Origin of the sequence: Halanaerobium sp. MA284_MarDTE_T2, assembly GCF_003337245.1 — a bacterium.
In the GTDB taxonomy this organism is placed as follows: domain Bacteria; phylum Bacillota; class Halanaerobiia; order Halanaerobiales; family Halanaerobiaceae; genus QPJE01.
Genome location: NZ_QPJE01000018.1, coordinates 1 through 21,797, shown reverse-complemented (window position 1 = coordinate 21,797; position 21,797 = coordinate 1). Strand labels below are relative to the sequence as shown.

Below are 21,797 nucleotides of genomic sequence, written 5' to 3'. Positions count from 1 at the left end.
ATGGAAAATGATAATCCGGAAAAAATACTTATTACCCGCCTGAGTGCAATCGGGGATGTAATCCATGCTTTACCGGCAGCTTATGCTGTAAGGCAGAAATATTCTGATGCACAAATAGACTGGCTGGTGGAAGATAAAGCTTATCCACTTGTAACTTTAAATCCTTATATTGATAATGTTATTATTCTGCCAAGAAAAGAGTGGAAAAAGCTGCGCAGAGAAGAAGGTTATATTAAAGCTATAAAGTCTTTTGCTGCTTTTTTCAAAAAAATGCGGCAGAGAAAATATGATATATTTCTTGATTTACACGGTTTATTTAAAAGTGCATTTGCAGGTTTCTTAATAAAAGCAGATCTGCGGATTGGGCCTGCAGATGGTAGAGAACTGAGTACTTTTTTCTATCAGGCAAAAATAGATATACCGGGCAAAAAAATGCATCAGGTAGAAAGAACCCTTCATCTGGCATCAGCTGTCGGTGTGGAAACAGAAGAGATTAATTATGGTTTAGTTATTCCTGATGAGCTTAAAAATAATATTGATATAGTTTTTAATACCTATAGAATTCCAGAAAACAAAAAACTTGTAGTTATTAATCCATTTACAACCTGGGAGTCTAAAAACTGGTATCTGAACAGATATTTTGAACTGGCAGAAAAACTTATTAAAGAAGGTTATTATATTATTTTTACTGGATCAAAAAACGACAGAGAAAAAATCGAGAAATTTGATGCTATAAGTAATGATAACTATGTTAATCTTGCCGGAAAAACTTCTCTGAAAGAACTGGCAGCTGTTTATAATAGGGCTGATCTTTATATTGGTGGAGATACAGGGCCAACCCATCTTGCAGCTGCACTTGGGTTAAAGGTAATTTCTCTTATGGGGCCCACGGATCCTGATACACATGGTCCTTATGGTAAAGGTAATACAGTTATTCAGGACAACAGCCTGGAATGTATTGGCTGTTGGGAGAAAAGCTGCAGCAGAGATATGAAGTGCATGAAGCTTATTACTGTTGAACAGGTACTGCGAATTGCAAAAAAGAAATTAGATGACTGACCACTTTATTTTTAAGATATAAAGGAATGATCTTATGCATGATATAAATAGAATAATAGTTGTTGATCTGCTGTATCTTGGAGATTTAATATTTGCCTATCCTTTTTTTGAAGAACTCAGGAAAAACTATCCTGAAGCCAGGATTGATCTGGTAGCAAACAGTAAATTTGCAGAAATAGTAAGAGAAAATGACAATATAGATCATGTTTATTCTTTTAATAAAGAATGGCCTGCTGCCCGTTCTTTTTCTTTTGTCCGTAAATTAAAAAAAAATAATTATCACCTGGGCCTCAATATTCACGGAAACTGGAGAACTGCTCTACTTTTAAAATTGATTGCTCCTGATTATTCTGCCGGCTATGGTGGTAAAGGAAGAGGAGTTTTTCTTGATAAAGAACTTAAAACAGCAGATAATAAACATATGACAGAAGTTTATCTTGATTTTCTCAAAGATATAGGCTGTAATATATCAGGTCAGGAGATTGTACCTGTCATAAATTTTGCTGATAAGACTGATCAAATAGAAAAAAATCTTTATTCGAAGTTAAAAGAAAAAAACCTCAGCTTTGGTAAAGATTATATTGTTTTAAATACAGGTGGAAGCTGGCCGACCAAACAGTGGCCAGAAGAATATTTTGCTCAGCTGGCTGATATGATTATAAGTGCTGGGCGTGATGTGCTTTTTGTTGGTGGCCCGGGGGATGTAGAGAGAGTTAAAAAAATTATAGATTTAATGAAATTTAAGGCAGATAATATATGTGGCCAGACCAGCCTTTTAGAACTTGCATTTGTACTTAAGAAGTCTCAACTTTTGATAAGTGGAGATACTGGCCCGGTTCATGTTGCAGCAGCAGCAGGAACAGATACCATTACTATTTTTGGACCATCTGATGAAGTTAAATATCAGCCAAAAGGTACTGGTAAGCATTGTATAATAACTAACAATAAATTAAAATGCAGACCCTGTGGGGAACACCAGTGTCCACTCGAACACCATAAGTGTATGGTGGATATTTCACCTGAGATAATATTTAATGAGTTAAAAAACAGAGGAATGATAAAATGAACAATCTCACAGCCCTTGTTTTAACATATAATGAAGAAGATAATATTGCTGCCTGTCTTGATAGTTTAATGTGGGTGCCGAGAGTGGTTATAGTTGATTCATTAAGCAGTGATAAAACAGAGGAAATCTGTTTAAGATATAATAACGTTAAATTTTTCGAAAGACAGTTTGATGATTTTGCTTCTCAGAGGAATTATGGACTGGAACAAATTGATACAGAGTGGGTTCTGGTAGTAGATGCAGATGAAAGAATTACAAATTCTCTGCAGGAAGAGATAAAAAAAACACTTTCCAATCCAGAGGCAGAAGGATATAATATTGCCAGGAAAAATTATTTTTTAGGAAAATGGATCAAATACTGCGGCTGGTATCCTGACTACACACTGAGATTATTTAAATCAGTTTATAGATATCGCGGTCTAGTTCATGAATCACCTGAGATAAAAGGAGAAATAGGAAAACTTGATAATGACTTTATACATTATACCTACAGCAATTTAAAGGAATATGTTGATAAAATGAATCAATATACAAGCCTTGATGCGAAAAAAAAATATCAAAAGGGTAAGAAAATTGGAGTTTCATATATATTAACCAGACCCATTCTGGAGTTTATTAAGAAATTTTTTCTCAAGAAAGGATTTCTGCTTGGAGTACAGGGACTCATTTTATCTCTTCTTTCATCATATTATCAATTTTTAAAAAGCATTAAACTCTGGGAATTAAATAATATTTTTGAGGATGAAATTAAATGAAAAAGATAGTATTTCTAAACAGCTGCCCTGTGTGGGGTGGAGGAGAAAAATGGACATTTACAACTGCCAGACGTTTAAATCAGGATCCAGAGTATGATATTTATATTGCATCAGGTACTGACACAGAACTATTTAAGAGGGCAAAAAAGGCCGGTATCAAAACCGAAGCAGTAGAAATAAAGAGCGGTATATCGGTTTTAAATCCATTTAAAAGTAAAAAATTTATAGATTTTTTAAAAAATAAAAAGATAGATATAATGTTTTTAAATATGTCTCAGGACTTAAAATTTGGTGGAATAACTGGCAAAATAGCTGGACTGGACAGGATTATTTATCGACGGGGTAGTGCAATACCTATAAAAAATCGATTTTATAACAAATATCTTTTAAAAGATTGTGTTACAGATATAATAGCTAATTCTAAAGCAACAAAAGAAACTATTCTAAAAAATACTTCTCAGTGGCTCAGTGAAGATAGAATTACAGTTATTTATAATGGTATTGATCTCTCTAAGATTGATAATGCAAAAAATAATGCTATTAATCTGCATAAAGAGTTTAAAATAAGTCAGAATAAAGTTATAATAGCAAATATAGGCAGGTTGTATTATCAAAAAGGTCACGAGTTTTTATTAAAAGCAGCAGATATAATTAAAGAAAAAAGAAAAGATTTTGTTATTTTAATTATTGGTAGTGGTGAGCGAGAACAGGAGCTGAAAGAGCTAGCCCGAAAATACAATTTGTCCAATAACGTAGTTTTTACTGGTTTTAGAGATGATATTTATAATATTTTACCAGGAATTGATTTCTTATTACATACTGCCAGATGGGAAGGTTTTGGTTTTGTTATTGCAGAAGCCATGGCAGCTTCAAAACCTGTAGTTAGTACTGATGTCAGCAATATTTCTGAATTAATAACTGATGGTGAAAATGGATTTTTAGCCAAAGCAGAAGATCCAGAAGATATTGCCAGAAAAACAATCCAGATGATGGATAGTCATAGAAAAAAATTAATGGGTAGAAGAGGTCGTGAAAAAATTGAGAGTAGATTTACAAATAAAATTATGATTAAAAAAATAATATATTTTCTTGAAGAAAAATAATAGATATTATAAGAAAATATTTTTTCAAATTTTAAAAGGTGGGATTTATTTTGAATATTGTTTATGTTTTTTTTGGTGATTGGCCCTGTCAAGAAGCGGGAATAAATTTTTCCACTTTAACTAGTTATGGATTAGCTGAGTCAAATAAAAATAATATTAATCTTATTGTTTCTAAAAATAATGATAAAAATTATAATTACATCCTTAAAAATTATTTTAATTTAAATCCTTTAGATAATTTTAAAGTTGGTTTAATTGATAATAACTTTTCTATCAGTAAAAGTACATCTTTTTATATAAAAGCTTTAAAAAAAATAAAAAACATACATAAAAATAGAAAAGTAGATGCAGTTATAACAAGAACTGTCGGATTTCTACCTTATCTTTTACTTTTAAAAAAGTTTTTAAATATAAAAGTTTTTTATGAAGCTCATGACTTCTATTTAGATCTTAGTTTGGAAAGAGTAAAAAGAAAGAAGAAAAAGTTTATATTTCAAAAATGGTTTTTACCAAAATTAGATGGAATTATTTGTCATCAAAATATTTTAAAAGAATTATATAAAAAATATATACCTAACCAAAATTATTGTGTGGCTAGGACTGGTATAAGGAAGATAACTTATTCAGATGATTTATGGAATAATAAGTATATTGGTTATATAGGTTCTTTACAAAAAAGAAAAAAAATTGAAGATTTATTTTACGCTATAAAAAAAATAAAAAATAAAGAAATTAAGTTGATGATTATTGGTGGTAGGGATAAGGAAACAATAAACTATTATTTAGATTTGATAAGAGAATTAGGATTAGAAGATAAAGTCAAAATTACTGGATGGGTAGATAAAATTGAAGTAGAAAAAAATTTAAAAAAATTAAAAATAGGAATAGTTCCTCTTGCTGATACTTTCTTTAATAGGTATTTAACTTCTCCTATGAAAATATTTGATTATTTTTCTCATGGTATACCTGTTATTGCAACAGATTTACCTCCTAATAGAGAAATTATTACTGAAAAATGTGGATTGTTTTATAAGCCAGGTGATATTGATTCATTGGTAAATGCAATAAATGAATTGAATTCATCAAAAGAAATCTATGATTATTATTCAAATAATATTATTGAGAAATCGAAAGAATTATTATGGAAAAAAAGAGGAGAAATTATTACTAATTTTATTAAAAGTGTATAATTAAGTTTATGTTTACAATTATAATTAAAAACTTATTTTTATTCTAATATTAAAACAAGCTTTATTTGCTTTTTAATTAAAAGCTATGGAAAGGAACAAAAAAACAAAATGATATTATATAATAAAGACAAAGTTATTAAATTTTTAGATAAAGCAATAATTTTTAATATATATATATATGCATTAGGTTCAATGACTTCAAAAGCATTAATAAGTACAGGGATGGGTTTTTCTGTAATATTTTGGACTATAAAATTAATTATATTAAGATCGGAATATAAATTTAATAAATCAAGATTGGGATTTGCTATGTTGCTTTTTTCAATATCAATTTTATTTTCTGGAATTGATGCTTTTAGCAGAGAAATACTAAACAGTAATTTTTACTTTTCATTTTTATTTTTTGCTGTAGTGATTAACGAGCTTAAGAATAAAAAGACAATAAAAAAAATGTTTTTTACTTTATTATTTTCTTCAATTATTTCAGTTATATATGGATACTATGAATATTTTTTTGCGAATTTAAAGAGAGCAGATTCTTTCACATCATCATTAGCGCTTGGTAATTTTATGGCTGTTTATACATTTTTCTTTATAATCTATATTTTTTGGGGGAAAAATATAAAAAATTCTACAAGAGTTTTATTTTCGTTTTTTTCAATGATTTATTTTATTCTATTATTATTAACAAAAACTAGAGGAGCATGGCTTGCTTTTATTTTTGGGATAATAGTATTAGGTTTATTAAAAGATAAAAGAATAATTATTGTTTTTCTTATTTTACTTTTAACGTTTTTTATTATTTTACCAGAACAATATATAAATAGATTTAAAAGTAGCTTTAATATACAATATAATTTAAAAAACAATAGATCTAACTCAATAAGGATTGGTCTTTGGATGACTTCAATAAAGATGTTTTTAGACCATCCTATAAATGGAGTTGGTTATGATCAATATAAAAATCAATATATTAGTAATTATAAAATAGAAGGAATTAATCCATTTAGTCATGCTCATAACAACATATTACAAATAGTCGCAGAATTAGGTTTATTTGGGCTATTATCATTTGTTTATTTGATGTGGATGGTAATTAAAAATTTAATATATTATTACAAAAATACAATTGATTTAAAAAGAAAATTATTCCATTTAGGAAGCATATTAACTTTTTTAGTCTACCATATTCAAGGATTAACTCAATATAATTTTGGTGATACTGAACCACTACACTTTTTTTGGTTTATAATAGCATTAAATTTTGTTGTTTTTAATTTTGAAGATATTAATAATAATAACTTATTAGAGAAAAGTGAAAATTTAATATAAGTTGCTTAAACAAATTCTAATAATCAGAGGTATTAAACAATGAATCAAAAAAATGTTTTATTTATTAATACGGGAATAATTTGGGGTGGAGTTGAGGGCTGGCATTTTAAAACAGCAAAATCCCTAAAAAAAAGAGGATATAATGTTTTTATACTGGCAGCTAAAAACACACCATTTGAAAAAAAATGTAAAAAGGCTGAACTAAATGTTGAAACAATAAACACTATTGGAAATAGTACTTTTGTAAATTTGATTAGAGTTTATAAATTAGTTAAGTATTTAAGAAAAAACAATATAGAAGCAATGTTTTTTTGTCAGTCTTCACATTTCAAATTTGCTTCTTTATGTGGTTATCTGGCTGGTGTAAAAAAAATAATTTATAGGAGAGCTTTGGCAAAACCGATTAATAATCATCTATATAATAGGGTTGCTTTAAAAAATTTTGTAACAGATTTTATGGCAATTTCAAAAACAACATTAGCAAAAAGTGTTGAAAATTTATCAGAAGATATTTTGAAAAAAATTAAAATTCAATTAATATATAATGGTGTTAAGTTTGATAAATATGCATTTCCTGAAATAAAAACTGATTTACGAAAAGAATTTTCTATAGGCGAAGATGAAATAATTATTGCTAATATTGGAAGATTAGGAAGACAGAAAGCTCAACAGGATTTAATTAAATCTATTGAAATATTAAAAAATTACCATAATAAATTCAAAGTTTTATTTGTTGGCACTGGCAATAAAAGAAAAGAATATGAGCATTTAGTATCACAATTAGGTTTGGAAGAAGATATTATATTTACAGGATTTAGAAATGATATTCCTTCAATATTAAGTCAGGTTGATTTTGTTGCACATACTGCTATTTATGAAGGATGTCCGTGGATTGTTCTAGAAACAATGGCAGCCGGTAAACCAATTGTTTCAGTTGATATTCCAAGTGTGGAAGAATTAGTTTGTGAAGGAGTAACAGGTTATTTAGTTGAAAGAGATTATAACAAAATTGCAAATGGGATTTTAAAAATGATCAATAATAATGATAGAGATAATCTTGGATATAATGCTCAAAAAATATGTCAAAAAAATTATACTTTTAATAATATGGTTGATAAAATTGAAAGTGAATTCTTAAATTAATTATGGGGATATAAAAATGTCAAAAAATTATTCATTTATTTCATATAAAAAAGATAATATAAAATTAAAAGTTAGGGAAAACATTGATTTTAATTGGATAAATGTTTTTTTGGAGAACTTTTGCTGCAAAAAAGAGTTTGATTCAAGTCAAATACTTTATGATAAAAGAAATACAATTATAAAAATAAATGATATATTTTTGGGAAAAGAAATAACTATTAAAGAATTTCATATAAATAAAAAGTATGATGATCTTCGTTTTAGAGTTATTCCATCTAAAGCTGAAAGGTCACTAGAAATAGCGAGAGCTTTAATCAATTTAGGTTTAAAAACTCCTGCACCTATTGCAGTTATTGAAAAAAGAGGAGATTATCGCAAACTTCTTTTTAGTTATTATATCAGTGAATATATAGATTATGATTATAATATGCTTGATATTGCAAAAAATTACAATCATCCTGAAAGAAAAAAAATATTATCTTTAATGCCGCAGTTAGGAAAAGAGATTAGAAAAATGCATGATGCAGGAATTGTTCATAATGATCTGCATGCTGGCAATATACTTGTCAAAGAAAATAATGGAAAAAGTGAATTATATTATATTGATCTTAATCGTGGCAGGGTGAAGTCAAATCTTTCTGATAAGGAGCGTATTAATGATCTTAAAAGGTTGAAATTTACAGATAGAGAAAGAGAGATTTTATTTAAACACTATTCCCCTGATAGATGGAAATACTTTAAAGAAAAAGTTGCTGAAGCGAGAAGGAAGCGGAGGAAGTTTGTTGAATTAAAAAATAGAATTCGCTCAATATTTAATCAATAGTGGAGGAAAAATTATGATAAAACTAAGACAAAATTATGTTCCAGCTGTTATATTGCTTGCACTGTTAATATTTTTTGTTTATTTCTTTAATATTTGGAATTATGACCTCTGGTCTCCAGATGAACCCAGATATGCAGAGGTAGCGCGAGAAACAGCTGTAGAGGGTAACTGGGTTATCCCACATTTAAATAATAGAGTTTATTATGAAAAACCTCCAGTTTTTTATAATATTATTGCGTTAACTGGCTTGATAAATGGGGAATTTTCAGCTGCAGCAGTAAGGTTCCCGGTAATAATTACAGCTGTATTATTAATTGCTTTTTTTACATATTATACGATTACAAAAATTGATTTTTATACTGGGCTATTATCAGGGATTATATTAGCAACTACTGGGCAATTTTTCTGGCTTGCCATGCGAGTTAATCTTGACATACCTCTTGTGTTTTGCACTACAATTTCAGCACTAATATTTTTCCATCATATTGACTCTTTTTATTCATATAAATGGCGTACCTTAATAGCTTTTTTCCTTATGGGATTAGGTGCTGTTATCAAAAGCCCAATATCTTTATTACCATTACTGGTTGTTATTATTTATGCTTTTTTAAATAAAAAGACTAAAAAATTAAAAGAAATTCCATGGATTTCTGCTTTTGTAGTTATGCTCATCCCCGCAGCAGTATGGCTTTATTTAGCTTATAATAAGGCAGGATTTTCTTATATACAGATTACAGTTTTAGACCAGCTTATAGGCTATTCTACAGGTAGTCAGGGCCATCCCCAGCCATTTTACTATTATTTGTTAAATTTCCCGGTACTAGCCCTTCCCTGGTCAATATTTTTAATTCCTGCCATTTATTATTATAATAAATTTAAAATAAAAGTTCCTAATTTAGTTAGATTTTCCATGCTGTGGTTTGTTATGGTTTTCATAATTTTTTCCTTAGTTGGCAGCAAAAGAGGAGTTTATTTATTACAGCTTTATCCAGCCTTTTCAATAATTATAGCCTGGTTTTTCAAATTACATTTTGATGGAACCATTAGAAAAAAATATTCTCTTGTAATTCCAGTCCTTATTTTGGGGATATTATTTGCTGTACTGGGGGGTTATATATTTTTTAATGGAGAAATGCTTATACAGGAAGAGCTGGATTTTAATTTGAATGAAAATCCAGATTATTATAATTTATATCAGGGGTTATATTTGTTTTTTACTGTCACAGGTATATTATTTTTCTTATCAGCAGCAGTGCGAAACAAAAGATTTGTTTTTTATATAACAGTATTATTTTCATTAGTGTTAATAATATTATTAAAATCACTTTTTTTACCTGCCGTAAATGAGGTAAAGTCAGAAAGATATCTTGCAGAAGATCTGGCAGAAGCATACAATAAAAATGTTGAAGTCGGTTTATGGGGGTCATTAAACAATGACAGTGGTTTTGTATTTTATAATGGAATTTATTATGATTATATATTTGATGATCCTGAATCAGGAAAAGAATTTTTAGAACGTCCAGGTAAGCAAATACTGATAGTTAATGAAGCAGATAAATTGTTAAACAATTTATCTGAAAATGAATATAGAGATTTTGAGATAAAAAAATATCGCGTAGGAAGTGATGATATGCTGCTTCTTATAGAAAAAGAATTAATGGAGGGTTTAAATTGAAACATTTAGTAACAGGAGCTGCAGGATTTATAGGCTCAAATATTGCAAAAGAATTGATTAAAAATGAAGAAGAAGTTATAGGTGTAGATTGTTTTACAGATTATTATTCTAGAGATTTAAAGGAAAGAAATATCAAAGAACTTAAAAATAATAGTAATTTTAAATTTATCGAAGCAGATTTGCTGAAGATGAATCTTAATGAACTGCTGGATAAAGTTGATTATGTATATCATCAGGCAGCACAGGCTGGAGTAAGGTCGAGCTGGGGGAAAGATTTTGAAATTTACAGCCGTAATAATATACTTTTAACACAAAAACTTCTGGAAGCTGCTAGAAAAAGTAAAGAGTTGAAAAAATTTGTGTATGCTTCATCATCTTCAGTATATGGAGATACAGACAAATTACCAATGCAAGAAAATAATCGGCTGCAGCCTGTTTCTCCCTATGGAGTGTCAAAATTAGCTGGAGAAAATTTATGTTATCTATATTATAAAAATTTTAAAGTCCCAGCAGTTTCACTGCGTTATTTTACTGTATATGGAGAAGGACAGAGGCCAGATATGGCTTTTCACATATTTATCAGGGCATTTTTAAAAGGTGAGAAAATAAATATTTTTGGAGATGGAAAACAATCTCGCAATTTTACTTATGTAAGTGACATTGTTAGAGCAAATATTCTTGCTGCTGAAAAGGCTCCTGCAGGAGCAATAATAAATATTGGAGGTGCAGGAGAGGGAATCAAGTTAAATGAAGCAATTGAATTAATACAGGAATTAACCAATATGAAAACGGAAATTATTTACACAGATAAAGTTAAAGGTGATGTAAAACATACCTCGGCAGATATTTCTAAGGCTGAGAAATTGCTTGGTTACTCACCTGCTGTTAAATTTAAAACTGGTCTATCTAAAGAAGTAAAATGGTTAAAATCTATTTATTCTTAAAAAATAAAATATATAATTATTTTGTGAAAGGTAGTGGAATTTATGAAAGAATTTAGGTATGACCTTTCTATAGTAGTTCCAATTTTTAACGAAATAGATAATCTTGACCTTCTTACAAATCGTATAATAGAAGTTCTTTACGATAGAGAATTTAATTATCAGATTATTTATGTAGATGATGGAAGTACTGATGGAAGTAGTGAAAAGATAAATAATTTATCAAAAAAAATAGATAATTTGTTTTCTATTCATTTTATAGAAAACACTGGACAAAGTGCAGCTTTTTTTGCAGGTTTTGAAAAAGCTGAAGGTAAATATATTGTTACACTTGATGCAGATTTACAGGTTGATCCTGAGGATATGTTTAAATTAATACCCCATTTAGATAAATATGATATAGTAATTGGTATGAGAAGTGATAGAAATGATGGCTTTAAAAAGAAAATATCTTCTTTGATAGGAAATGGGGTAAGAAACTTTATCACTGGTGAAGAAGTAGCTGATACAGGCTGCCCTCTAAAAGTCTTTAAAAACGAAGTAAGTAGATGTTTTTATCCGTTTGAAGGAATGCATCGTTTTTATCCTACTCTTGCAAAAATAAACGGTTATAAGGTAAAGGAAATACCAGTCAGCCACTACCCACGAAAATATGGAAATTCTAAATATGGCATAAAAAATAGAATATGGAAAGGCCTATTAGATACTTTTGCAGTTTTATGGATGAAAAAAAGAATAATTAATTATAGGATCAGGGAGGAATAATTGATGTTATGGATCATAATAGGCTTTATAGGGCAAGCAATGTTTTTTCTCAGATTTTTAATTCAGTGGATAGCATCTGAAAGGGCTCAGAGAAGTATAATTCCCACGGCCTTTTGGTATTTCAGTATTGCAGGTAGTTTAATTTTATTGGTTTATGCAATACACCGTCAGGATCCAGTATTTATTGTCGGACAATCAACAGGTTCATTTATATATTTGCGAAATTTATATTTAATTAAAAAAGAAAGTGAAAATAAAAAATAAGCTAAAACATATATCAGAGCAGTGAACCTCTCCACCTAAAGCAAAAACAAGATTTAGATGGAGTTTTCTTGGCTGTTTTAGATAAAAGGGGTAAAAGGTAGTCCAGTAAAAGGACTTTTATCTCTGTTTTTTTAAACCAGGTGGTATACAATTCGATTGGTAGGGTGGTATATTTTTCGCTTGACAAAAGCAATTAGTGGTCTGTCCCGGAGGAGACTTAAAAAATGGATGATAAATTATTAGATTATAGAACAAAGAAAATATTAATTTTTTTGATGATCATTATTTTTGTTTTTATTTTATATTTTCCCTCATCAATTGTTAGAGAATTACATTATCGTGATGAGATGAGATATGTAGAAGTAGCGAGAGAAATGAAAGTTAACGACAGCTGGCTTATTCCTTATTTTGCAGGTGAAGTTTATACTGATAAACCACCTTTTTACTTTATTATTTTAAAGTTTATGTACAGTATTTTTAAAACTTATCAAACCTGGGTATTTACATTACCAGGAATATTTTCTTCTGCTGTTATTTCTATTATTACATTTCTTATGGCCAAAAATAAAGATTTTAAAAATGGTATAATAGCTTTTTTAATTTTAATTAGCAATATTTTATTTTGTGCTATGGCTGTTGTTGTTAGAATGGACATGATGATGGCGGCTTTAATAACCGTTTCTCTATACTGTTTCTATTTAGCATATTTTAAAAATAAAGGTATTAGATATTATTATGGATTTTTCTCTTTTTCTGCTTTTGCCGTCTGGATAAAAGGGCCAGCAGGTTTTTTAATTCCATTTGTTACAGTTTTTGCTTTTTATATGCTGGATAAAAATAATGCCAATTGGTCTAAATTCCCACTGCTTAAAGGTTCAATAACTTTTATTGTGATACTACTTTTATGGCTTTTACCTGCTTTCTGGATTGGCGGCCAGGAGTATATGTATAAACTTTTAATAGTACAGACATTTGGCAGAGCAGTAGATGCTTTTGATCATCAGCAGCCATTTCACTATTATTTTCAACTTTTCCCACTCAGCTTCTTACCCTGGACATTTGTATTATTAACAGCAGTATTTAAAGATTTACGAAATTTTAGAAAAATAAAGGGTGAAAAATTATTTTTCTATACCTGGTTGCTATCTCCACTTATTCTTTTTTCCTTTTTCAGCAGTAAATTAATTATTTATACACTACCAATAATTCCTGCTGCAGCCTTAATTTCTGCCGGTTATTTAACTGATAATATTGTTAAGGTAAATAAAATTAATACTGCTGTAATTTTGTCAATAGCTGTTTATTTACCTTTTATATTTATCCCTGGGCAAATTGAAAATTTTGATTTATCATCATTGTTATTTGGAAAAATAATAATAGTACTGGCAGTAATCATTTTATTAATTTTTTATAAAAATAAAAAATTATCTTTATCAATTTTTATAATTCCATTTTTATTTTTTATCATATTTTTAAATTTTTCTTTAGGTGTTTTGCCTTCAGTAAGTGATAATTATGCTAAAAAAGATATTGCACTAAAGATAAAAAAGTTAGTGGAAAAAGGTGAAGTAAAAGATGTTTTATCATTTCAATTTGGAGAATCACAAAGCTTTGCTATTTATACAGATTTTTTTATTGAAGACATAGATGGCAAAAAAAATATTAATAAGTATCTTGAAAGAAAAGGAAAGTTATTGCTTTTTGCTAAAAAAATTGAATGGCAGGAATTAACGACAGAAATAAAAAATAAATTCTCAGAAATATATGAGCAGAATGAGTATATTCTTTTAATTGAAAAATAAATATGGTATAAGCAGAAAATGAAAAAACAGCCTGAGTTCCTCTTTAAAAAACTCAGGCTGTTTAGATAAAATTTTAACTTCATTATTTTGTTGAAAACAGTTTGATTTCTTTTTCTCCCATTAGTCCATTAGGTTTATATATCATAACAATGATTAAAAATACTGACAGTAAAACCTGTGTCAAACCAAACATCCTCGGTATTTCAAAACCTAAGATATTCATACCTTCCTGCAGAGGCTGCAGCAGTTCTAATATCATGGTAATTACCGCTGCACCAAGAATTGATCCACTTATACTTGAAACTCCTCCGATGACAAGCATCATAATTATCTGAAAAACGACCAGCAGATCAAAAGAAGATGGACTTATTGTTAAAATAAGATGGGTCCATAATGCTCCACCTATACCGGTAAAAAAACTGCTTATCATAAAAGCATAAGCTTTATATTTTACAGTGTTTACTCCCATAGCTTTAGCCAATCCTTCATCTTTTCCTATCGCTTTTATTGCTCTGCCGAATCTTGAGCTGAGAAGAGACCACATCAGATAAATTAGAAAGATTGCTATCCCAAATATCCACCAGATATTAGTATATGGAGGTGCCCCTCTCAGTCCGGTTGCTCCATTTGTAATAGACCTAACATTTTCTGCAATATTGATCATAATTATGTTTATTCCTAGAGAAGCAAGGATAAAATAATGCCCTTTTAATCTAAATGCAGGCAGCAGTATTGTTAGTCCAACAATCATGGCAATAAATCCAGCAGTCAGCATTGATAACAAAAAAGGCAGCTGTGCCTGCTCCAGCCATAATGGCAGATCAAGAGCAGTTGATTTAAACTGAACCGGAAGAGTTAGTAAGGCGGTGGTATAACCTCCGGCCAGCATTAAACCACCGTGTCCAAGTGAAAATATACCTGCATATCCATTTGTAATATTTAAGCTCAGTGTAAGTATTACATTAATTCCAAAAAGCAGCAGAATTCTGAGATAATATCCACTTAAAGTTCTGGACAGTACAAAAAGGAGAATAAGAAAAAGAAACAGTACAATTAATGCAGATTTTTTGCGGTTTGCAAAAAAGTCATCATATATATCTAATAGTTTCATAGTTATCTACTCCCATTTAATATTGGCTCTGAAAAGTCCTGTTGGTTTATAGAAAAGAATTATAAATAGAACAATCCATACAAAAAGTGGTCTAAAGCCGGAATAAGCAGATGGCAGAAATGCTACAAAAAGCACCTGTCCTATTCCAAGTAAAAATCCACTAATAGCTGCTCCAGTAATATTGCCAACTCCGCCGAGAACAGCGGCTATAAAACCACTTATGCCTGGATGATAACCCATAGCTGGTCTGACATTTCCATATTGAAGTCCCCAGGCAACTCCAGCAACAGCAGCAAGAGCAGAGCCAATAACAAAAGTTGCTACAATAATAGAATTGCTGTTAATTCCCATTGTTTCAGCAGTTTTTTTGCTGTAGGAAACACCTCTCATAGCAATACCTAATTTTGTTTTTTTAATAAATATGCTCAAAACAATCGTAATAATAACGGTGAAAATAAAAATTATTAAATTTAGATCTGTTACCAAAATTTCTCCCCAGAAATGAATTCCCTGGAGATATTCGGGCATTGGAAATTGACGGGAACGGCTTCCCAGCAGCATAATAAAAAGACTTCTAATTCCTATGGATGCTGCCAGTGATGTAATAAATAGGGTTATATCACCAGATTCCTGAACAGGTCGATAACATAATCTTTCCAGCAGGACTCCTGTAATTACAGAAGCGCAAATTGCCAGAAGAAGTGCAGCTGCTAAGGGAAGATTTAGACCTGTAATTGCATACATAGCAGTAAAAGCTCCTATCATAAACACCTCACCATGGGCAAAATTTATCAATCCCAGTATACCATAAATCATTGTATAACCAACTGCAAGCAGGGCCAGCATGCTTCCTAAACTTAAAGCATTCAAAACCTGCTGCAAAATATAAGTTAAATCCATTCTAAATACTCCCTTCTCTTTAAGCAATACCCATATATGTTTTCTGTACATAATCATTTTCCGCCAGTAAAGATGCCTTTTCATCAAGAACAATCCTGCCTTTTTCCATAACATAAGCATGGTCAGAAAGCTGTAAAGCTAAATTTACATTCTGTTCAATCAGCAGAATTGTAGTACCCTTCTGATTTATCTCTTCCAGCCGGCTGAAAATTTCTTCAGCAATAATAGGGGCAAGTCCAAGTGAGGGTTCATCCAGAATTAAGAGATCCGGATCCTGCATTAGGGCTCTCGCAATGGCAAGCATCTGCTGTTCTCCACCAGACAATGAACCGGCTTCCTGGTTTTGTCTTTCCTGAAGTCTGGGGAAAAGATTATATACTTCCTTTAGTCTGGCCGGAAAATCATTTTTATCAACTGTGTAAGCACCAATACGTAGATTTTCAAAAACATTTAAATTACCAAAAATTTCTCTACCTTCTGGAGAATAACCTATACCCAGATCCACTATTTTATATGCAGGCAGACCACCTATATCTTTATTTTTAAATTCTATAGATCCTTTATTCGGTTTTAAGAGACCCATAATGGTTTTAATTGTTGTTGACTTGCCAACACCATTGGCACCCACAATAGTAACAATCTGTCCCTTTTTTACTCTGAGGGAAACATTATGTAATACTTTTACATGTCCATAACCAGATTCTATATTTTTTAATACTAACAAATCACTGTTGTCTTTAGAATCCTTAAACATAAAACTGCTCCCTTCTAAAAAATAAATAGCTAAAAACTAATTTAAAATTTTATTAAATCTGATAACTTTTACCGAGATATGCTTCTATAACATTTTTGTCTGACTGAACATCTTCCGGACATCCTTCTGCAATAATATTTCCCTGTTCCATAACTATTATCCTGGGACAGATATTCATTATTACCCTCATGTCATGTTCAACAAGTATGGTAGAAATTTTCAGATCCTCATTTATCCATTTTATAACGTCAGCTAACTCATCTGTTTCGGCTGGATTCATACCGGCAGTAGGTTCATCAAGTAAAATTAAATTCGGTTTTAAAAGCAGTGCTCTGGCAATATCAGCTTTGCGCTGTATACCAGGTGCAAGATCATCAACAATATCGTTTTTGTGCTGCAATATTTTAAAGTGAGCCAGTGTCTGATCAATTTCTTCTAAATACTTTTTTTCTTTTTTAAGAAATTTATTAGTTCTAAAAAATGAATCAAAGATTGTGTAATCATTCCAGATATGAAAAGCCAGCTGCATGTTTTCCAGTACCGTAAGACCTGACATAAGTCTAATATTCTGAAAAGTTCTTGCAATACCTATCTCAGCAATCTGATCAGGACGGTAATCTGTAATATCTTTTTCTTTATATATAATTCTACCTGAAGTGACAGGCAGATTTCCGCTGATTAAATTAAAAGTGGTAGTTTTTCCAGCTCCATTAGGACCAATTAAGCCCAGTAATTCTCCTTCATTTAAAGTCATAGAAAAGTCTTCAACAGCTGTTAACCCACCAAATTTTTTGCTTACTTTATCAAGTTTTAGTAAAGGTCTGTCCATTATTGCTCCTTTCTTAATTTAATAGAGAAGGTGAACAGATAAACTGCTCACCTTGAAATAACTTTTATTTTGCAAAATCTTCCGGCCACATAGTTTTTATAAAAACTCTTTCGCCATTCCTTATTTGTTTTATAACTACAGGTTTTGTTGGTGGAAGATTTGGCTGATATTTTATTGGTACTATCAGGTTATTAAACTCATTGGTATTAAGTGACTGCTGGATAGCCTTTCTCTTAGCAGCAAGATTCATGGATTTCCACTCATCTGCATCTATCTTTCTGATAGCTTCTAAAATAATCTGTGCAGAGTCAAAGCCTAAACCTTCAAAGCCACCTGGTGTGTAATCATATTTAGCTTCAAATTTTTCCACAAATTTTGAAGCAAGGTCTGTCATAGCTTCTTCAACAGCAAAATGAGAAGAAATATAAGCTCCTTCCACAGCTTCTCCACCAATTTCGATTACTTCGTCAAAGTCTCCAGCATCAGGATAGATAATGGGAACATCGATTCCAAAACGTCTTGCCTGTTTGGCAATAACTGGAGCATCCTGGGGAAGAGGTGGAATAATAAATAGAGCATCAATATCTTTGTGCTGTCTTATTCTTGTCATTTGAGCTGTATAATCCTGGTCTCCAGTTTGATAATTTTCTTCAACAGCTATAGGATTATCACTGCCGGTAAATTCTTTAAAAGCCTCAATAAAGTGCTCTGCCAGTGTTATACTGTAATCTGCATTTACATCTTTAATGATCGCAATGCTGTCAAAGCCTAAGTCTTCAGCTACATATTTTGCCAGGGCTCTTGCCTGAGCATCGTCTCCAAAGGGAGTCATAAATATGTAGTCTCCCATGGCAGCAATACTTGGAGTTGTAGCAGTAGGATCCATCAGTACAGTTTTATTGTTTTCAAATATTGGTGCTGCTGCTGAGAGGTAGTTAATATCTACAGGTCCAATACCTGCTAATACATTCTCTTCTTCAATCAATCTAATGGCAGCATTAGAAATAACAGTCTGACTGCTCTGACCATCAATATTAATATACTCGACTTTTTGACCGTGAATACCGCCATCTTCATTTGCCATATCTACAGCTAATTGTGCACCTTTCAGCACCATTTCTCCAATAGATCCTAAAATTCCAACCATACTTGATGTACCACCAATTTTAATTGTATCAGCTGCTAGTGTAAAGATAGAAAACTGTGCCAGCAATAAGATTGTTAATACCAAAATACTCAATACGCGCTTCTTCATGTTATTTTCCTCCTGATATTTTACTTTTATCTATTAAAATTTTAAATCATATTCTGACAGAACATTTTTGTCAACCCTCATGCGGGCTGTTTTTTCCGGGTCTACTACCTGACTGACCTGTAGATCACAGATTGCACTCATCAGCATTATAATTTCATTTGCTGAAAGATTCAGTCTTTCGTTTAGGAATTCAAACATATTATCACTGGCTTTTTTGGCTGCTGCACCGAGAGAAGGGCCTGATGCAACTGTATAAAAAGCATTATTATCTTCTACCATTGGATCAGTGATAGGTTTATTTTTAATAACATCAACTTTAACAGTTACTTCACCAGCTATTTCTATTCCGCTTATTGAAACTTCTCCATCTCCCATTGCAGCATGGAGATCTCCCATTGCCAGCATTGCACCGGGAACTTTTACAGGCAAGTATAAAATGGCTCCTTCGGTAATAACTTTAGTATCCATATTTCCACCATGTGAGGCAGGTGTACCACAGGGGACAGCTTCTTCATCTTTTCCGGGAGAGGTTCCTATTACACCAATCATTGGATTTAAATCTATTTTAATTTTATCATTAAATATAGCTTTATTATTTTCAATTGGTATAATCTTTGTTTCTGAAAGCTTAACAAAGTTATCGAGAAACCCCATCTCAGGAGCAACTACCATGACACCATAATCATTTAATTTTAGCTTTTGAATTTCAACTTTAAGTGTATCACCCGGTTCTGCACCTTCTATATTTAACGGTCCGGCAGCCGGATTAATTGTGTCCCAGTCAGTTGTTTCAAACAGCTCATCCTCATTCTGAATCTGATTGCTGAAGCAGTCTTTTGTTTCAAAAATTACTGTATCTCCAGCTTTACAGGAAGCAGCAGCTTTATTTTCTGCAGACATGTTGTAAATAACATTATCAGCACTTATTTTCATAATTACACCTCCTTTCAAATTGGCGTTACGTCAAATCTAATAGTTTTTAGTACTTTAAATTTTTATAAATTATAACACATAAAAAAATAATTGTAAAGACAATACAAAATTAGACTAATATTGTGAATAATATTATTTTTATTACGGATAGATTCCATATTATTACATCCACACTGGTTAAATTTATCTGTGTTCTCAATTTCTTTAGAAATAAAATTTATCCTTTAAAATATAAGAATATTGGCATAATTTCTGTATAAAAAAAGACAGCCTAAATAGCTGTCTTAATCTCAATATAATGGCACCCTCAAGGGGATTCGAACCCCTGCCGCCAGGATGAAAACCTGGTGTCCTGGACCCCTAGACGATGAGGGCACAAATTTTTAACTGCATTTAAAATAATACCACAAGATTTCTATATCGTCAAGGATAAAAATATCTGGACTTTCCCCATTTTTTATATACTGCTGCAAAAAGGGGAGATGCAGGAATATTGAAATTTTTAGTCAATGAATCTTAACGAAATGAAGGAAGAAATAGGGTTGAACTGCAGGATGGAGTGAGCTAATCATGAGTCAGGAGGACTCATTGATTAGTGTGCCCTATTTCACACCCGAATTGAGTTTTAGCTAAATCTAAAAATTTCGTTGATGACTAAAGCCCCCTTTTTGCAGCTTGAAAATAAATTTTGGGGAAACTCCTGTAAAAATATAGTTTTTTTTCTGATTTTTTCTGCAGTTTTGTAGGGTTTAAAATATATATTATTTGTATTATTTTATAAAAATACTATGTTTTTATTACTAAAGTTCTGTTTTTTTAAAATACTGATATATCAGCAATTATTAAATAAAAATTGTAAAATAATAGAATAAATACAAATAATAGCTTGATAATATATGTATTAAATGGTATAATTTTCTATAGTATGGCTGCCAGCTTTGGTAATAAAATTTATGGAGGAGATTTACTGTGAATAAAAAAGATGTACAAATTTTGCTTGATATTGAAAACTTAAAAATGCAGATGCTTGATTTGAATATAGTAAATTTTACAGATGATAATATATTAGATCTCAGCAGACAGGCAAATCACCTTGTAGTTGGTTTTTTAAAAGATAAATATCTGAATTAAAGGATCTGCAGCAGCATAAATTTGTGGGAGGAAATAACATATTAATGAAGAATAATATTAATAATTGAAAAATTCTAAATTCAAAAAATATAGAGGTGAAAATATTGCAGAAAAAATTATAAGCCTCTGCAGAAAAAATTAACTGTGTTAGCTGATCTGGAAGATAAGCTGGAATATGCTCTGGAAATATTAGATAAAATAGAATTTAAAATTTTAGATAAAGAAAAACCTGTACATGTTGAGGCAGTTGTTGAGGCAGACAATATAGTGAAAGCTTTAATTAAAGGTAAACATGATGATCTTCAGTATATTAAAACAGATAAAGAAATTTTTTATCAAAATGATGATAATAGTGAAGAAAAAGGAGAATCATCACTTATTGACCGCAGACTAAAAAAAATGAGTGTAAGTGATATGATTGATCTGATCGAAAAAGAGTTTTCGCAAAAACACTTTCAGTTACTGGAAGATGGATTTAAGTTAAACAGTCAGATAGCAGAAGCTGGGCGAAAAGGAACTGGATGTGGGATAGGAAACAGCTATCGCAGCAGTAAATTTTTTAATGAAGTCAACGAAATAGCTGCTAAAGCTGCTGATGGAACCGGAGCAAGAATGGCTGGAGTTTCATACCCTGCCCTTGCATCTTCTGGAAGCGGTAATCAGGGCATATTTATTTCTCTTGTTACCTATTATGCTGCCAAACTATTTTTTGATGGTATAAGAGATGAAGAAATATATAAAGCAACTATGCTTGCTCATATGATTGGACATTATTCTAAAATATATGTAGGAAGACTTTCAGCTCTGTGTGGACTTTTTTATGCTGCTGCCCCCGGAGTGTTGGCTGCTTTACTATATTTGGCAGGCGAAAGTGATAGAAGTTATAGTCTGCTAGCAAACCTCGTGGGCTTGCCCCGAGAAAATAGCAGACGGTTTTGAATTTCAATTATTATGTTTAGCTAATAA

General features: G+C 30.8%; 21 protein-coding genes and 1 tRNA gene. 15 read left to right on the top strand and 7 right to left on the bottom strand.

The features are described from left to right. The 13 genes from DFR78_RS08490 to DFR78_RS08430 all read left to right on the top strand — a co-directional run bounded on the left by DFR78_RS08490 (window position 1) and on the right by DFR78_RS08430 (window position 13,918). The gene (locus DFR78_RS08490) at window positions 1-1,059 is read left to right on the top strand and encodes a glycosyltransferase family 9 protein (protein WP_114458411.1); all 1,059 of its coding nucleotides are present in this window, start codon (window positions 1-3) and stop codon (window positions 1,057-1,059) included. Between the two features lie 34 nt (window positions 1,060-1,093). Further along, window positions 1,094-2,125, top strand: a complete 1,032-nt coding sequence (locus DFR78_RS08485) for a glycosyltransferase family 9 protein (RefSeq protein WP_114458410.1) — start codon at window positions 1,094-1,096, stop codon at window positions 2,123-2,125. Continuing rightward, window positions 2,122-2,880 carry a glycosyltransferase family 2 protein gene (locus DFR78_RS08480; RefSeq protein ID WP_114458409.1) on the top strand — a complete coding sequence of 253 codons (759 nt, stop codon included), beginning with the start codon at window positions 2,122-2,124 and terminating at the stop codon, window positions 2,878-2,880. The genes DFR78_RS08485 and DFR78_RS08480 overlap by 4 nt, the downstream gene beginning before the upstream one ends. Continuing rightward, window positions 2,877-3,983, top strand: a complete 1,107-nt coding sequence (locus tag DFR78_RS08475; protein WP_114458408.1) for a glycosyltransferase — start codon at window positions 2,877-2,879, stop codon at window positions 3,981-3,983. Before DFR78_RS08480 ends, DFR78_RS08475 begins: the two co-directional genes overlap by 4 nt. 50 nt (window positions 3,984-4,033) lie before the next feature. Beyond that, window positions 4,034-5,173, top strand: a complete 1,140-nt coding sequence (locus DFR78_RS08470; RefSeq protein ID WP_158531742.1) for a glycosyltransferase — start codon at window positions 4,034-4,036, stop codon at window positions 5,171-5,173. A 108-nt stretch (window positions 5,174-5,281) separates the two neighbouring features. Beyond that, the gene (locus tag DFR78_RS08465) at window positions 5,282-6,505 is read left to right on the top strand and encodes an O-antigen ligase (protein ID WP_114458406.1); all 1,224 of its coding nucleotides are present in this window, start codon (window positions 5,282-5,284) and stop codon (window positions 6,503-6,505) included. Between the two features lie 39 nt (window positions 6,506-6,544). Next, on the top strand, window positions 6,545-7,648 hold the full coding sequence (locus DFR78_RS08460) for a glycosyltransferase (protein ID WP_114458405.1): 1,104 nt from the start codon (window positions 6,545-6,547) through the stop codon (window positions 7,646-7,648). A 16-nt stretch (window positions 7,649-7,664) separates the two neighbouring features. Further along, entirely contained in the window at window positions 7,665-8,471 is an 807-nt protein-coding gene (locus DFR78_RS08455) for a lipopolysaccharide kinase InaA family protein (RefSeq protein ID WP_114458404.1), read from the top strand. Between the two features lie 13 nt (window positions 8,472-8,484). Beyond that, window positions 8,485-10,146 (top strand): glycosyltransferase family 39 protein, encoded by a 1,662-nt coding sequence (locus DFR78_RS08450; RefSeq protein WP_114458403.1) that lies wholly within the window; start codon window positions 8,485-8,487, stop codon window positions 10,144-10,146. After that, complete coding sequence (locus tag DFR78_RS08445; protein ID WP_114458402.1) at window positions 10,143-11,090, top strand: NAD-dependent epimerase/dehydratase family protein; 948 nt, start codon at window positions 10,143-10,145, stop codon at window positions 11,088-11,090. Before DFR78_RS08450 ends, DFR78_RS08445 begins: the two co-directional genes overlap by 4 nt. 42 nt (window positions 11,091-11,132) lie before the next feature. Beyond that, a complete protein-coding gene (locus DFR78_RS08440; protein ID WP_114458401.1) occupies window positions 11,133-11,852 on the top strand; it encodes a glycosyltransferase family 2 protein in 720 nt (239 codons plus the stop codon). Window positions 11,853-11,855: 3 nt separating this feature from the next. Further along, window positions 11,856-12,116, top strand: a complete 261-nt coding sequence (locus tag DFR78_RS08435; protein WP_114458400.1) for a lipid-A-disaccharide synthase N-terminal domain-containing protein — start codon at window positions 11,856-11,858, stop codon at window positions 12,114-12,116. Between the two features lie 224 nt (window positions 12,117-12,340). Further along, window positions 12,341-13,918 carry a glycosyltransferase family 39 protein gene (locus DFR78_RS08430; RefSeq protein ID WP_114458399.1) on the top strand — a complete coding sequence of 526 codons (1,578 nt, stop codon included), beginning with the start codon at window positions 12,341-12,343 and terminating at the stop codon, window positions 13,916-13,918. 82 nt (window positions 13,919-14,000) lie between these two features. On the opposite strand, the gene DFR78_RS08425 is transcribed toward DFR78_RS08430, so the two are convergent. From DFR78_RS08425 to DFR78_RS08395, 7 genes are all read right to left on the bottom strand, one after another. After that, the gene (locus DFR78_RS08425; RefSeq protein WP_114458398.1) at window positions 14,001-15,029 is read right to left on the bottom strand and encodes a branched-chain amino acid ABC transporter permease; all 1,029 of its coding nucleotides are present in this window, start codon (window positions 15,027-15,029) and stop codon (window positions 14,001-14,003) included. 6 nt (window positions 15,030-15,035) lie between these two features. Beyond that, window positions 15,036-15,929 carry a branched-chain amino acid ABC transporter permease gene (locus DFR78_RS08420; protein WP_158531741.1) on the bottom strand — a complete coding sequence of 298 codons (894 nt, stop codon included), beginning with the start codon at window positions 15,927-15,929 and terminating at the stop codon, window positions 15,036-15,038. Window positions 15,930-15,948: 19 nt separating this feature from the next. Continuing rightward, complete coding sequence (locus tag DFR78_RS08415) at window positions 15,949-16,683, bottom strand: ABC transporter ATP-binding protein (RefSeq protein WP_199505588.1); 735 nt, start codon at window positions 16,681-16,683, stop codon at window positions 15,949-15,951. Window positions 16,684-16,735: 52 nt separating this feature from the next. Then, window positions 16,736-17,512 carry an ABC transporter ATP-binding protein gene (locus tag DFR78_RS08410; protein WP_114458396.1) on the bottom strand — a complete coding sequence of 259 codons (777 nt, stop codon included), beginning with the start codon at window positions 17,510-17,512 and terminating at the stop codon, window positions 16,736-16,738. Between the two features lie 64 nt (window positions 17,513-17,576). Continuing rightward, the gene (locus DFR78_RS08405; protein ID WP_114458395.1) at window positions 17,577-18,767 is read right to left on the bottom strand and encodes an ABC transporter substrate-binding protein; all 1,191 of its coding nucleotides are present in this window, start codon (window positions 18,765-18,767) and stop codon (window positions 17,577-17,579) included. A 33-nt stretch (window positions 18,768-18,800) separates the two neighbouring features. After that, window positions 18,801-19,700, bottom strand: coding sequence for an acetamidase/formamidase family protein (locus DFR78_RS08400; RefSeq protein ID WP_114458394.1), 900 nt, complete (start codon window positions 19,698-19,700; stop codon window positions 18,801-18,803). 299 nt (window positions 19,701-19,999) lie between these two features. Further along, window positions 20,000-20,075, bottom strand: a tRNA-Glu gene (locus tag DFR78_RS08395). A 594-nt stretch (window positions 20,076-20,669) separates the two neighbouring features. Between DFR78_RS08395 and DFR78_RS11950 the strand changes: the two genes are divergently transcribed. After that, window positions 20,670-20,831, top strand: coding sequence for a hypothetical protein (locus DFR78_RS11950; protein WP_158531740.1), 162 nt, complete (start codon window positions 20,670-20,672; stop codon window positions 20,829-20,831). Between the two features lie 144 nt (window positions 20,832-20,975). Continuing rightward, window positions 20,976-21,770, top strand: coding sequence for an L-serine ammonia-lyase, iron-sulfur-dependent, subunit alpha (locus tag DFR78_RS08390; protein WP_114458393.1), 795 nt, complete (start codon window positions 20,976-20,978; stop codon window positions 21,768-21,770). Window positions 21,771-21,797 lie beyond the last annotated feature (27 nt).

What these genes read in the sequence shown, in the direction of transcription:
- DFR78_RS08490 (WP_114458411.1), top strand. Translation starts at nt 1, where the DNA reads ATGGAAAATGATAATCCGGAAAAAATACTTATTACCCGCCTGAGTGCA.
- DFR78_RS08410 (WP_114458396.1), bottom strand. Translation starts at nt 17,512, where the DNA reads ATGGACAGACCTTTACTAAAACTTGATAAAGTAAGCAAAAAATTTGGT.
- DFR78_RS08480 (WP_114458409.1), top strand. Translation starts at nt 2,122, where the DNA reads ATGAACAATCTCACAGCCCTTGTTTTAACATATAATGAAGAAGATAAT.
- DFR78_RS08420 (WP_158531741.1), bottom strand. Translation starts at nt 15,929, where the DNA reads ATGGATTTAACTTATATTTTGCAGCAGGTTTTGAATGCTTTAAGTTTA.
- DFR78_RS08460 (WP_114458405.1), top strand. Translation starts at nt 6,545, where the DNA reads ATGAATCAAAAAAATGTTTTATTTATTAATACGGGAATAATTTGGGGT.
- DFR78_RS08485 (WP_114458410.1), top strand. Translation starts at nt 1,094, where the DNA reads ATGCATGATATAAATAGAATAATAGTTGTTGATCTGCTGTATCTTGGA.
- DFR78_RS08435 (WP_114458400.1), top strand. Translation starts at nt 11,856, where the DNA reads ATGTTATGGATCATAATAGGCTTTATAGGGCAAGCAATGTTTTTTCTC.
- DFR78_RS08440 (WP_114458401.1), top strand. Translation starts at nt 11,133, where the DNA reads ATGAAAGAATTTAGGTATGACCTTTCTATAGTAGTTCCAATTTTTAAC.
- DFR78_RS08475 (WP_114458408.1), top strand. Translation starts at nt 2,877, where the DNA reads ATGAAAAAGATAGTATTTCTAAACAGCTGCCCTGTGTGGGGTGGAGGA.
- DFR78_RS08455 (WP_114458404.1), top strand. Translation starts at nt 7,665, where the DNA reads ATGTCAAAAAATTATTCATTTATTTCATATAAAAAAGATAATATAAAA.
- DFR78_RS08405 (WP_114458395.1), bottom strand. Translation starts at nt 18,767, where the DNA reads ATGAAGAAGCGCGTATTGAGTATTTTGGTATTAACAATCTTATTGCTG.
- DFR78_RS08465 (WP_114458406.1), top strand. Translation starts at nt 5,282, where the DNA reads ATGATATTATATAATAAAGACAAAGTTATTAAATTTTTAGATAAAGCA.
- DFR78_RS08425 (WP_114458398.1), bottom strand. Translation starts at nt 15,029, where the DNA reads ATGAAACTATTAGATATATATGATGACTTTTTTGCAAACCGCAAAAAA.
- DFR78_RS08430 (WP_114458399.1), top strand. Translation starts at nt 12,341, where the DNA reads ATGGATGATAAATTATTAGATTATAGAACAAAGAAAATATTAATTTTT.
- DFR78_RS08415 (WP_199505588.1), bottom strand. Translation starts at nt 16,683, where the DNA reads ATGTTTAAGGATTCTAAAGACAACAGTGATTTGTTAGTATTAAAAAAT.
- DFR78_RS08400 (WP_114458394.1), bottom strand. Translation starts at nt 19,700, where the DNA reads ATGAAAATAAGTGCTGATAATGTTATTTACAACATGTCTGCAGAAAAT.
- DFR78_RS08450 (WP_114458403.1), top strand. Translation starts at nt 8,485, where the DNA reads ATGATAAAACTAAGACAAAATTATGTTCCAGCTGTTATATTGCTTGCA.